Annotated in this window: 11 protein-coding genes; 1 reads left to right on the top strand and 10 read right to left on the bottom strand. The window is 41.9% G+C overall.

Annotated elements, in window-relative coordinates; genetic code table 11:
- Positions 1-41 precede the first annotated feature (41 nt).
- From yjeM to IGI50_RS17255, 8 genes are all read right to left on the bottom strand, one after another.
- Positions 42-1529, bottom strand: a complete 1488-nt coding sequence (gene yjeM / locus IGI50_RS17290; protein WP_218257568.1) for a glutamate/gamma-aminobutyrate family transporter YjeM — start codon at positions 1527-1529, stop codon at positions 42-44.
- A gap of 641 nt (positions 1530-2170) precedes the next feature.
- Positions 2171-3766: an ABC transporter gene (locus IGI50_RS17285; protein ID WP_438777863.1), complete on the bottom strand. Its 1596-nt coding sequence runs from the start codon at positions 3764-3766 to the stop codon at positions 2171-2173.
- Complete coding sequence (locus IGI50_RS17280; RefSeq protein ID WP_010743650.1) at positions 3759-4517, bottom strand: ABC transporter ATP-binding protein; 759 nt, start codon at positions 4515-4517, stop codon at positions 3759-3761. Before IGI50_RS17280 ends, IGI50_RS17285 begins: the two co-directional genes overlap by 8 nt.
- An 87-nt stretch (positions 4518-4604) precedes the next feature.
- On the bottom strand, positions 4605-5072 hold the full coding sequence (locus IGI50_RS17275) for a GyrI-like domain-containing protein (protein WP_438777861.1): 468 nt from the start codon (positions 5070-5072) through the stop codon (positions 4605-4607).
- 119 nt (positions 5073-5191) lie between these two features.
- Positions 5192-5398 (bottom strand): hypothetical protein, encoded by a 207-nt coding sequence (locus tag IGI50_RS17270; RefSeq protein ID WP_438777860.1) that lies wholly within the window; start codon positions 5396-5398, stop codon positions 5192-5194.
- 271 nt (positions 5399-5669) lie between these two features.
- Entirely contained in the window at positions 5670-6242 is a 573-nt protein-coding gene (locus tag IGI50_RS17265) for an NUDIX hydrolase (protein WP_438777858.1), read from the bottom strand.
- Between the two features lie 127 nt (positions 6243-6369).
- Entirely contained in the window at positions 6370-7065 is a 696-nt protein-coding gene (locus IGI50_RS17260) for a response regulator (RefSeq protein WP_438777857.1), read from the bottom strand.
- Positions 7066-7082: 17 nt separating this feature from the next.
- The gene (locus IGI50_RS17255) at positions 7083-8555 is read right to left on the bottom strand and encodes a sensor histidine kinase (protein ID WP_438777855.1); all 1473 of its coding nucleotides are present in this window, start codon (positions 8553-8555) and stop codon (positions 7083-7085) included.
- Positions 8556-8740: 185 nt separating this feature from the next.
- Here IGI50_RS17255 and IGI50_RS17250 point away from each other — a divergent pair, with 185 nt between their 5' ends.
- Positions 8741-11047, top strand: a complete 2307-nt coding sequence (locus IGI50_RS17250) for an HAD-IC family P-type ATPase (RefSeq protein ID WP_438777853.1) — start codon at positions 8741-8743, stop codon at positions 11045-11047.
- A 194-nt stretch (positions 11048-11241) separates the two neighbouring features.
- Here the strand turns inward: IGI50_RS17250 and IGI50_RS17245 are convergent, their stop codons facing one another.
- Positions 11242-12099, bottom strand: a complete 858-nt coding sequence (locus IGI50_RS17245; protein WP_438777851.1) for an AraC family transcriptional regulator — start codon at positions 12097-12099, stop codon at positions 11242-11244.
- Between the two features lie 73 nt (positions 12100-12172).
- Entirely contained in the window at positions 12173-13324 is a 1152-nt protein-coding gene (locus tag IGI50_RS17240; protein WP_438777850.1) for a pyridoxal phosphate-dependent aminotransferase, read from the bottom strand.
- Positions 13325-13333 lie beyond the last annotated feature (9 nt).

Below are 13333 nucleotides of genomic sequence, written 5' to 3'. Positions count from 1 at the left end.
TCTCCCAGCGACATTCGCTGAGAGAATTTTTTTTATTAAACCTATTCTGCTTTTGAACGACGAACGTAGTTTTGGTAAAGAATGATACCTACTACTGTAAATCCTACTGGACCTGCGATCATCCAAAGCGTATCACGAGCGCCAGCGCCTTCGATGATTGGCTGGAAGATCGTAAAGACATTCGCACCCAATACTAATAAGAAGACAACTACGCTAATCGCCATGGTCATACCATGAGATTTGTACACTTCAAATGGACGATCCAAACCATCTTTTTTCTTGAATTTAGGGAATGCATAAATCAAGAATAAGTAAGGCAAGGTCATTGAAACGTTAGCCATCAATGTCAAGATATTGTAGAAGGCAGATGGATCTGGTGTCGCAAATGACGCAATCAAGATGATTGCAACAACGATCCCACATTGTGCCCACATTGCATAGCTTGGCATGCCGTTCGCGTTCAATTCAGTGAATTTCTTCGGCCATAATTTCTTTGGTGTACCCATGATCAACGTCTTCAATGGTGAATACGTCAAGGTAAAGAAGGCACCACTATAAGCCAAGAACATTCCTAAACCAGTGTAACGAGCAAACCAGTTACCCATACTGATCGCGGCACTTTGACTTAAGCCAATCGCGTCACCGAAAACATAACCCAAGTTGTTCATCATAACGTAAGAAATATTTCCTAAGTTTGTTGTATCACCAGATAAAACATCTTGCCAGTTCGTACTTACACCCCACAAGAAGATACCCAACGCATAACCAACAGAGATGATCAATGCTGAAAGGACGACTCCTTTAGGGAACGTTTTTTCAGGGTTTTTGGTTTTATCAACCATGCCCCCAACAGCTTCCAAACCACCGTAGGCGAAGATCGCGAATACCGCGAAGCCTAACAAGCCGATCGGACTTTGATAACTAGGATTTGGAGAATGTAAAATATGATTGAATGGTTGAGCCAAGTGTCCCCCATTTGCAACCAGAATAATTCCAGAAATCACAATCAAAACAACGTTCAAACTAGTTACCGCAAGACCACCTAAGCTAGTGATTTTGACGATTCCTTTGACCCCTTTAATTGAAACCAAAGTTACGATGATCATCCACACACATGCTAACAAACCAACTACTTGTGTTGAGTTCATCCCAAGTAGATGTAGCTTTTGCGTTTGGTCACTTCCGGCAAAGGCCGTAGTAAACGGAATCCAAACTTTAGATGATGTAGAAACCATCCAGACAACGTAAGAAGCAAACCACATGAATGTTCCGATAAATGCGAAACGTGGACCTACGCTGACCTCCAACCATTTATACATCCCACTGTTTTCACCTTTGATAGTAGAACCGAATTCGGCCATCATCAATGCGAATGGAATGAAAAACAGAATCGCAGCAACGACATAAAAGACGATTGAGCCATACCCCATCAGGTAGAATGCCACTGGACCGTTAGCAAACCCAAATACTGAGGTAAAGATCATCATGACCAAGGCGCCAAGCGTCATGCCTTTTTCTGCTTTGGACATTGAAACCACTCCTATTCAATTTTGTCTCGGGATTTTTTGTCCTCTGATTTTCATGTTCAATTAGTTATTAATTGAGCATGAACCCTTTAGAAACAAGCAAACCCTAAATGTAACTCTACAATGAAAAAACACAGAGCGCAAGAAACAGCATTGTCGAAATTTTCAGACAATTATTTGCTTAGACCGCTTTCTTCGATTAGAAAAACGCCACATACTAAATGATAAAATAACTATAATTTGAAGTGTCACTAAGAAAAAATCAATTTTGTTTTTTTATCTCCTGTGAGCATCTTAAAAAAAGCTTGTTATATCAAAGCTTATTTATAATTAGTAAAAATTAGAAAGCGCTTGCCTTTCCTTTCGCTGCTTTATTTAAAATTAAAAAAGTACAGGTCGTTCACTAATAAAAAAGAGGAAGAATCCCCTCTTACTTTCTAAGCAATAAATAATATTAAAAAATGATTGAAATAATTTTATCGTTTCGCCATCATTTATCCATCAATAATCAATCAAAAAAGGCAAATATTTTAATCCAATTGATTACATTTTTACACATTTATACAGCAAACTTAACTTTTATTCTTTCATTGAACACAAAAAAAAGAAAGAACCTCTGTTAAGATTCTTTCCTACTTTTTTCGTTAATCAGCCAGCTTTTTCCAGAAATTGTTGCGATTGATCCACAGCCAGGCTCCGGACAAGATTCCTAACCATAGCATGACTCCGCCATTCAGAAAAACAGGATTCAGATTCATGACCACCGCAACAGCGTATAGCGTAACCAGTAAGACTCCGATGATTATTGTGCCAAACATCCATAGCATCAAGCCATAATTTCCTACGCCTCTAGTGAAAAGCTGACTGACATTCGTCCAGGTAAGATTCATCAATCGATAATCCCGACTGAAAAAATGTAAAGACAATAGATAAGTCCCCCACAAGATCCCTGCTACAAAAGAAAGCAGTAAGAAAAGAGGAAATCGCAGCACAAGTGCCATAATCAAGCCAACACCGCCAGAAATACACATCTGAATCTTACAGCCTACCCAAAATTTTTGTCGCAAGTATTTTTCCAACGATAACGGCAATGACTGGATAAAGGCAAAGTTTTCACGATCCAGCGAAATCAAATTGCTGACAAAAGAGGTCTGGTTGATAGTGATCCCCGCAAAAACGATCCCACATACGAAGAATACACCCATGAACTTTATTCCCAACTCCTGCAAGCTGATGGGATTGGTCGTCACCATCGTTCCGATCATTACGATCGGCATAATCAAAGAGGACGTCAGCACCTGCATAATCAGGTTAGGATTTTTTAGAAGCTGATGGTTGTAGCTGGCTAACTGACTCTTCAATGATTGATTGACTTTTCGTTTACGTTTTGTTGCCACGGTACGCGATCCTTCATCGCTGAATTGCTCATACAAACTAGGAACCACGAAAAATCTCAAGGCCAACAGCAATAGGCCAGTCAGAATTAGCAAGCCTGCCAAAGTCAGCAGTCCTTTCGCCGTTAGCAGTCCATGCATAACATGATAAAACGGCATAAAGAGCGCAAAGGGGTGGCGGTCAGGAACACCCGCCGAGTGATCCACCATGTTTTGCGAAAAATTCACGGCTAAGATACCTCCGACAGAAACCACCATTGAGAAGCCCAGCATCAAACTGGTAAACAATTTTTTATGCTGACGAAACAGCTTCGTCTTCGTCATTCCAAAGACGATCAAACTACACAAACTGAATAATAAAATGAAAAAGATTAAAAACAGTACTATCGCACCAATTACCGCAAGGATTATCGGATAGCCGCTTTTAAAAGCTGTAAGAAAAAATAAAATCAATAACGGCAATAAAAAGGGTACAATCGTCATCCCCACCGCTAAGAATTTTGCGATAAAGACTTCCCCCTGCTTAATGGGCAGTGACAAATAATCCTGCAGGTCTTTACTTTCGAAAAAGACATTGAAAATAGCAGAGAGGGACTGAGAAAAACCGATCAACGCGAAGAGTATCATATAATACGTAAAAAAGCCGGGTAATTTGGCGAAATCGATCATCACCATCGTAATCCCATAGATCGCTAGAAAAATGACCCCCGACATTAAGTACTGCTGAGCGATACTGCGAATGACCTTTTTGCCCTTATGTCCTTTTTTCCGAATTTGATTGGTGGATGAAGGATTAACATAAAGCATGTTCACCGCGATTAGTCGCTTGATAATCCCACTATTCATGAGCATCCTCCTCAATTTCAGAAATCAACTCGCCATTTGCTTGTCTCCCAGCCATCTTAAGGTAGACACTTTCCAGTGATTCATTTGGATAATCTTCCAGCAGAGCCTCCACAGAGCCGTTATAAATCAATTCGCCCTTTTTCAAAATCGCTAATTCGTCACACAGCTGTTGCGCAGTATCTAAAACATGGGTAGAAAAAATTACGGTGTTTCCCTTTTCTGCATGACGCTTGATCATTTCCTTCAAGTCAAATGCTGCCTGCGGATCTAACCCCTGCAAGGGCTCATCTAAAATCCAAATATCTGGGTCCGGTAATAAGGCACCAATAATGATCGTCTTTTGACGCATCCCGTGAGAAAAACTTTCCAGTGTTTCATCCTCATGACCGACTAAATCAAATAATTCAATCAGCTCTTGACGACGATGCTCCTGACCCTTCAATTCATAGGCCGCTGAGATCAGGTCCCAGTATTCATTGGCAGTCAATTGTAAAAACATATCTGGTGAATCGGGGACATAGGCAATTTTTTTCTTGATCGCCAACCGATCTTCCTTTAAATTCTTCCCATCAAACAAAATTTCTCCACTCGTAGGTTCAATAATGCTAACTAAGCTTTTGATCGTGGTAGATTTTCCCGCACCATTATGTCCTAAAAAGCCAAAGATTTCTCCAGCCTTTATTGTTAAACTTAAATTATCCAAGGCCTTTTTTTGACCATAGACTTTCGTTACACCTGTCAATTCAATCATCTTTTATCGCCCTCCTTACTAATCACTATACGGAAAAAGCTTCTCCATGACAATAAACTACAATAAAAAAACACTCATTCGAGTGTCCTAGGCCTTCAGGGGAACCCAAATTTCGATCACCGAATTTTTTTGATTCCACTGAAATTTTTCATCATATTTTTCAAAGTGCAGAAAATCCGATTGCTCCAAAGATAGACCCAGCTTCGGGATAAGCTCCCGATAAAGGGTCTCGTAAGTCGCGTAAATATGTTTCATCGCACCCTGATGCTCCACCACCAAATAGGTACAGGTCGAAATCTCCTTCGACAGAAAATTTACCGGTACAGTCTCTGGCTGAGGAATGCCACAAAAATAATAGAGCTGACCCTCTCGCCGTGTCATAAAAGCAAACTTCGTCCATATCCCTTTTTGACCAAGCCGATTTCTTTTCAGCTGTTGATTAAAATACGGCCAAAACGATAGGCAGCGCTCCAGATTTTGACTCTTTTTTTCCGTCAGCGTTTGTTCTAAACCAATGACTGAAAAAGTTGGCAGTTCTTTGATTGTATACTTCATTCCACTCTCCAATTATCCACTAAGTATTTTCCTTTAGTCTACCTGAAAGAACTTAGAAATGATATCAGAGAAGGGATTGCAATTAAACTTTCGAATAAAACATAGCAAATTAGGGGCCATTAGCTCGCTTGTTTCAAATCGTGATCAGATTTTGCATCTACATCTTCTAGCTGCATTTTAATAGCGGTCGCTAGGATTTGTTCTTTGCGTTGTGCTTCAAGTTCGTTGATGCGTGCCCAATAAGTCGCATTTGCTTTTGCTTTCTGTTGATTTCTAACACCAGTAAGCAACCCAACAATCAGGATCAATAGAATAAGAATCATCATATTTAGCACCTCCTATGCCCTTATTCTAGTTCCTTTTCAGAAAACCAATTAGGACATATGTCACATTTGAGCGATTTTTTTACTAAAAAGCAAGTAGAACTTCCGAAAAAAACTGCCTAACCATTACGTTAAGCAGCTATATTTGACGACTTTTGAGCTCAAATATGGCTTTACTACAGCCTTTTTCCAACGCCTACTTTATAGAGTAGTATCCATGCCCTTATTCCCACTTTTTCAGGGGAATATAAAACGCCATGACACTATTTTCTACTCATTCTTGCTTTCTCAGAAGCAGTGCCTTTTCCATTAACTTGTGATAGCATGGGCGCATTTCTTCCTCAGTCACTGCTTGGTCAATATTGGCAACCTCGATCCACTTCACCGCGCTGTTCTCATCCGCCTTCACCTGCAGCTCCTGATTTTCTGAAGCCATGAACAAATAGGTTGTGTTAATGTGATGATGGGCCTTGATAAATTGTCCCTTTTTATAGTGAGCATTCACCGGCAAAATATCAAAAGCAAAAAGACCATCATAAATCAGTTGGTACTCCTTAATGCCAGTTTCTTCCTCTAGCTCTTTCTGGGCAACGGCTAAAAGCTCCTCACACCCATCCGCGTGTCCACCAGTCCAAGAATAGGACTGATAGATATTATGGTAAACCATCAGTACTTTGTCATAAGTAGGATTGACGACCCACGCCGAAGAAGAAAAGTGAAACTCCTGATTCTCTCTTGTCAATAAATTGTCTTGAAATTGAAGCTTGTCTAAAAACAGCTTTTTATCTGCCGCCTCCTGTTCTGTATATGGTTTATAGGCGGTAATCACATCAATAATTTTCTTCATCTAAACGCCCCTTTTCCTAATCTTCTCTAAATCCTGTCATCACAAGTTGATTATAGCAAATCTGTTCTACCACAAAAAAAAGACTTGGCTCACCGACCCAAATCTTTTTATAAAATGCGCGATTTCTTTAGGGAACAAACCGATAGCCGGCCCCCCAAACCGTTTGGATATGCGCGGGTTTAGAAGGATCAGCTTCGATTTTTTCTCGCAGACGATTGATATGAACCGCTACTGTTCGAATATCTCCATTTGAATCCATTCCCCATATCTTCTCATAGAGCTCTTCTTTACTAAAGACCTGTTGAATGTTCTCCATTAAAAAGAGCAGCAGCTCGAACTCCTTATACTTCATAGCCACTTCCTCCTCTCGGACATACACCTTCATAGCCTTTGGCTGGATCACAATCTCGCCAGTACCAATCGTGTGGGTTTTAGGAGTATCCTGCCTCTGCTGGTTCAACCGCTCAAATTGAGCAAGGTTAGCCCGCACGCGGGCCACCAGCTCTGTTGGTGAAAAAGGCTTGCTGATGTAATCATCTGCACCTAGACCTAATCCCCGCAGCTTATCGATTTCTTCATTTTTCGCGGTTACTAATAAAATAGGAACCAGCACTTCGCTGCGTATTTGACGCAGTATCTCGATGCCATCAATCGTCGGCAGCATGACATCCAATAAAATCAAATCATAGTCTTTAGTTAAAGCAGCCGTCAACCCTTCCGCGCCATCATGAACGATTCTACTTTCAAATCCGTTGATCGTTAAAAAATCCTGGAGAATGTCCGCAATCGCCTCATCGTCTTCGATAATCAAAATCTTCTTCATTGTTTGTCTCCTTCAAGCTATCGTATTCGTTTCATTTTGTCCGCGTCTTTGCTAATTGGCAGTTGAATGCGTATTTGCAACCCACCCTTTGAAGAATCGCGCGCTTCAATCGCCCCGCCTTGACTTTCAATGACACGACGAGCAATGGCCAGCCCTAGACCACTGCCTTCTCCTGACTGCGTCCGCGCTTTATCCCCCCGATAAAACACATCAAACAAGTTTTTCTGTTGTGGCAAAGGGACACCCGGACCGTTGTCACTAAAGGTTATCACTATTTGCTCTGACTCTTCGTATTGTTCGATTAGCAGCTGATTGTCGAAGGGATGTCCATATTTTACTGTATTTTCAATAATATTGATAAATACGGTACGCAGCTGCTCTGGATCGACAGCGGCCTGTGTTTGATATGAGTGCACACCAAGGGTTATTTTTAAGCCCCGCTGCCGATATTCTTCGGTCACGCCTTCAATCAAGTCAGCTAAATATTTCCCAATAGTCACGTTCTGAATCCGCAACGCAAAATCTCCTAAATCAACTTTAGAAAAGAGGAAAAGCTGATCCACTAAATGCGTCAGTTCATCCGTCTTTTTTGTAATTGTTTGTAAATATTTTTCTTTCATCGTCGGTGTTGTCGCTATCCCTTTTTCCAGACCTTCAACATACGCCTTGATCGCAGTCAGCGGCGTGCGCAAGTCGTGGGAAATCCCCGCGATCAGCTCTTTGCGATTTTCACTGTTTTTTTCCTGTTCTGTTACTAGGATTTCAAGCCGTTCAGCCATTTCATTGAGACTATTGACTACTGGACGAAATTCATCCTCTTCTTGATAGGCTGTTCGCCAGCTGAGATTGCCGTCCCGAATCTGCTGAACTCCCTGCAGCAGAACAGTCAACCCGTCATTGATCGGTCGAAAAATAAAGCGAGACAAAATGTAATTCGTCAAGACCACAAAAAGAATCACACAGACAACGATTAATAGAACAACCAAGAAGATCATCCTCTTGTTGTCTAATAATTGCTCCTCTAAGTTCATATGGTAATTCTGGTTAACCAATAGCACCTGAAATCGACCGATTGTTATACGATTCATCAAAACTTTATTCACTACCAATGTATGCTGATCCGGATTGTCCAGCATACTTTTCACGATACTATCCTCCTGATAAGTCCCCCTGCGCTGAAGCAATGTTCGATCATTATCATAAAGTAACACGCTGACGACCTCGCTAGCTGGATGCTCCTCATTCAGATCATCAAGTGCTTGAATTAATTGGGCTTGGGTCGGGTCTTCTACTTGAAACTTCTTTTGAAGGGCTTCAATGCGGTCATACTCTTTGGTATACAGCTCATTTTCCTGCCATTGATTGATAAAATCACTGCCGAAGGTTTCAGAAAAAATGAAAAAGAGCCCGCCTAAAACAATTCCTGTTAAAACAATCGGCATGACGATCATTAAAATATTGGAAAAGTACAGTCGCTGACGAATCGTCATCCTTTGTCACCTCATTTGATTTCTTCTATCTTCCTATTTAACACGAACCTTTCCTCTTTTCGTAAAAATGAAGCAAGTATTAATAAATAGTTTATAAATTGTTTATCCTTTCCGCACCTTTTATTTCCTTTTGTTTTGTATCCTAAAGCGAACCTATTGATTTGTCACTTGGAGGAAAACTACTTATGCAACCATTTAAAGGATTAACAGAAAAACAAGTCCAGGAACGGATCGCCGCTGGACAAACCAATGATTATCGGATGAACCCAGCAAAATCGACCGGCACGATCATTCGAGAAAATACCCTGACATTGTTCAATTTATTGAACTTCCTTTTGGCCGCTTGTCTATTTGCGGTCAAAGCCTACAGCAACATGTTTTTTATTCTGATTATCATCATGAATATCGTAATCGGCATCGTTCAAGAGATTCGTGCGAAAAAAATGGTAGACCGTTTAACGCTGCTCGCTCAAAATGATATCACGGTGATTCGAGACGGTAAAAAGCAAGCTATTGCTCCAGAGCAATTGGTCTTAGGTGATCATGTTCTGCTAAAATCGGGGGAACAGATTCCCAGCGACATGCTGGTACTAGACGGACTGGCGGAAGTCAACGAATCCCTGCTTACCGGTGAATCCGATACGATTGTTAAGAAAAACGGCGCGGAAATACTCTCTGGCAGCTTCTTAACGAGCGGACACTTAGTTGCAGAAGTACAAAACGTTGGCGCAGATAATTACGCCGCAAAAATTATCAATGAAACGAAAGCCGCAAAGCCAATCAAATCCGAGCTGATCCAATCAATCCAAAAAATCTCAAAATTTACCAGCTTTATTATTTTGCCGATTGGAATTCTGCTTTTTCTTGAAGCCTTTTTCCTACGTAACAGCTCTACTTATACTGCTGTTGTCGCTTCGGTTGCGGCTCTGTTAGGCATGCTGCCGAAGGGACTGGTACTGCTGATCAGCATCGCCTTGACTACCGGTGTCCTGAAATTAGCGAAAAAAAATGTCCTTGTTCAAAATATGTATGCTATTGAGAATTTGGCGCATATGGATGTTCTCTGCTTGGATAAGACTGGAACTTTAACTGAAGGGAAAATGCAGGTTGAGAATCTGTACCTTTTAGACGAAAACTATCGCGGCCTTCTGCCGACTCTGATGACCAGCTATTTAGCAGCGACTGAAGATAGCAATCCCACCGCTCAAGCTTTAAATCGTTATTTCGGTGAGGGCGCAAAGGAACCAGCCAAGCAGGTACTGCCCTTTTCTTCTGAACGAAAATACGGTGCGGTTGCCTTTGAAAATGGCAAAACACTCTACTTAGGTTCTCCTGAAAATCTATTACAACCGAGTCAGATTCCATCAATCATTCATCATTACCAAGAATCTGGCTTGCGCATTCTTTTGATTGCCTTGACATCAAACGGGATTTTAGAACAACCAAAAGACCTGATGCCGATTGCTTTTTTGACCTTAAGCGATCCAATCCGTGCCAATGCCAAAGACACCTTGAACTTTTTAACTGAGCAAGGAGTCGAATTAAAAATCATTTCAGGCGACAATCCTAAAACGGTCTCAGCAATCGCTGAAAAAGCTGGCTTCGCCGATTATCAAAAAGCAGTTGATCTTTCCAGCTATTCCGATGAAAAGGAGATCCGCGCCTTGGCACACAGTCATTCTATCTTCGGTCGTGTAACGCCGCAACAAAAGAAACTGCTGATTCACGAATTGAAATCACTAGAGAAAACCGTTGGGATGACCGGCGATGGTGTAAATGATATCTTGGCTTTGCGGGAGGCGGATATTTCTATCGCAATGGCAGAGGGAGATGACGCAACCAGGCAGATTGCTGACGTAGTGCTGTTGGATTCGAACTTCGGCAGCTTGCCGTCCATTATTTTTGAAGGCCGCAGAGTCATTAACAATATTACCCGATCCTCTGGCGTCTTCTTTATCAAGACGATCTATTCATTGTTGGTGTCTTTGTTCTGTATTTTAACCGTATCAACGTTCCCATTTATTCCACTTCAAATCACCTTAATTGATTTGGCAATTGAAGGGTATCCAGCTTTCTTCCTTTCCTTTGAAGCGGACAATCGGAAAATTCAAGGACGCTTTTTACCGACGGCCATCAAGCGTGCTCTGCCTAGTGGCATCTTAGTATTAGTGAATGTTGTACTTGTTTGGTTCTTGGGTCAGCATTTCCTATCCGCCTTAGATACTCGTACGTTGATGTATTATTTGTTGATCGGAATCAGTTGCTTTGCCGTGATGAAATCCTGTCAGCCATTTAATCGTCTACGCCTTTTCTTAGTTATTACAACGACTCTAGGCAGCTTTGTTGCGGTCGGATTATTCCACGAGCTTTTATCAGTAGGCGCCATGACTCTTCCAATTCTTGTCGGATTCACGATCATGATGCTGTGCAATGTGCTGCTCTGGCAGCCGCTGGCTAAACAAGTCAATAAATTGAAGCTTACCTTTTTATAATCTATGGAACAAAAAGGAACTGACCCAAAAGTCTTGTTAACTTTTGGGTCAGTTCCTTTTCGCGAATAAACGGCGTCTCATAAGTAGCGTCTTCGGAAATAAGCCGAAAATTCACAAAAATTTGAGGAACAATTTTTGGACTTTCCTTCTTATTTCTTGACGCTGAACACTTATGGGTCAGCCTCTTTTGTGCTTTATTCAGCTTTCGCGCGAACGGGAAGCCAAACCTGGAACTGGGCATTTTCTGGATTCGCATCCAAGTAAAGCTCGATATCCGGCAGCTCATCGTATTCAAAGCCTGAAGTCGGCAGCCATTCCTGAAAGACCTGCTGCTGCAATTCTTGGATCGCACCAGGCATCGGACCTGTTCCTGTGAAAATCGCCCATTTGGCCGCAGGGATTTCATAGCTTCCAAATTCTTCTGAGGCTTCTTCACTAACGACACCAATCACATATTCCCACGTATCTTGAACCTCCGAAGTCATCAAACTGACCCCTAATACTCCTGGATTATTTTGATCCATCAGGGGAATCAATTTTTCCAAGTCTCCGCTGGCACTAACTTCATTCCAAAATTCTGGAATGCGCTTTTGCGCCATCTCCATATCCTGCTCGATTTTCAAACTCAAACCAGTTACATGAAACGCTTCTTTGTCAATCAGTTGATATTCCATTGCCTGTACTCCCTTTACGGTTATTTTGAAGGTCAACATGGGATAGCTAGTCAATTTCACTCCTGATTGCTTAGCTTCCTTCGGCGTAATTCCGTGAACGCTTTTGAACACTCGATTAAAGGACGTTGGAGAATCATAGCCATATTTGGTCGCGACATCGATGACTTTTTCGCCCCGCTGCAGATCCACACCCGCTAAACTCATTCTGCGCCGTCGGATGTACTCCCCTAGCGTTACCCCAGCAATATAAGAAAACATTCGCTGGTAATGATAACTGGAACATTGCGCCAATTGTGCTGCCCTGTCCAAGTCAATGCTTCGCGCCAAATTCTCCTCTACATAAGCAATACTGTTATTAAAATGATCTAACCATTCCATTCATTTTCCTCCTACCTCTACTATAATAGGATCAGTAAAGAGTTACCTCTCAAAATGTGCCGTCTTCTGCGAGCTAAAACGTCAACTCAGCCAATCGATCAAACGCCTCCGCTAAAACTTCCATTGGTTGCGTCGCCGCCAGACGAATATAGTCGTCTCCGACATTTTCACCAAAGGCTTTTCCTGGAACGAACAAAACACCGCTCTGTTCCAAAACTTTTTCGACAAAGGTTACAGAATCTAAGCCGCTTTTACTGATATTAATAAAAGCATACATGCTCCCAGCCACAGATGGCAAGGACAAATAAGGAATTTCTGCCACTCTTTTTTCAATATAGGCCAGTCGTTCTTTGAAAATCGCCACTGTTGGAGAAACAAGCTCTTCATAATGCTTTAACGCATATATCCCGCCGCGTTGGGAAGCTGTCGGTGCGGAGTAAGTGATACTCTCGTTGATCATCCCGGCCACTTGATTGATATACGTCGGTGCTATCATGTAGCCTAAGCGCCAGCCAGTCATGGCAAAGCCCTTCGATACTCCGCTGATGGTGATCGTGTTATCAGGCGCAAGACTGGCCATTGGTACAAATGTTTCTTTAAAGGCAAAGTCTTCGTAGATTTCATCTGAAATAATGAAGAGTTCCTTTTCGATTGCTACTTCCGCAATCTGCTTCAACGTCTTTTCTGAGAAAACCGCACCAGTGGGATTGTTTGGCGAATTGATGATGATCGCCTTTGTTCGGTCAGTGATCGCCGCTTTTAAGTCAGCCACATCCAATTGAAAGCCATTTTTCTCATAGGTTGGAACAAAAATCGGCGTTCCGCCAGATAAGGTCACCTGTTCACGATAAGGCGAAAAATACGGTTCATGGATAATCACTTCATCACCGGGATCTAGCAGTACCTGCATCACCAGATACATCCCATGTAAAGCACCCACTGTGGCACGGACCTGATTCACCTGAAAATCGAGGCCATATTTCTTTCGATAAAAATCCACGACAGTAGTTAAAAATTCCTTGCTGCCGTCAGGGGCTGTATACTTCGTCGCCCCCTTTTTAACATCGGCATACGCCGCTTCAATGATCGCCGGGTTAGTGATCAAATCAGGATCACCAATCGACAAATCAATAATATCTTCCTTTTCCTTGGCTAAAACCGCGATCTTCATCAGCAAATTCTCTGTCGGCTGCTGAAAACGTCGCGCAATTTTTTCTTTATTCATCCCTCTTCA

Origin of the sequence: Enterococcus sp. DIV0170, assembly GCF_051710765.1 — a bacterium.
GTDB lineage: Bacteria > Bacillota > Bacilli > Lactobacillales > Enterococcaceae > Enterococcus_A > Enterococcus_A raffinosus.
The sequence above is the reverse complement of the archived record's forward strand: the minus strand, read 5'-3'. Positions and strand labels throughout refer to the sequence as shown.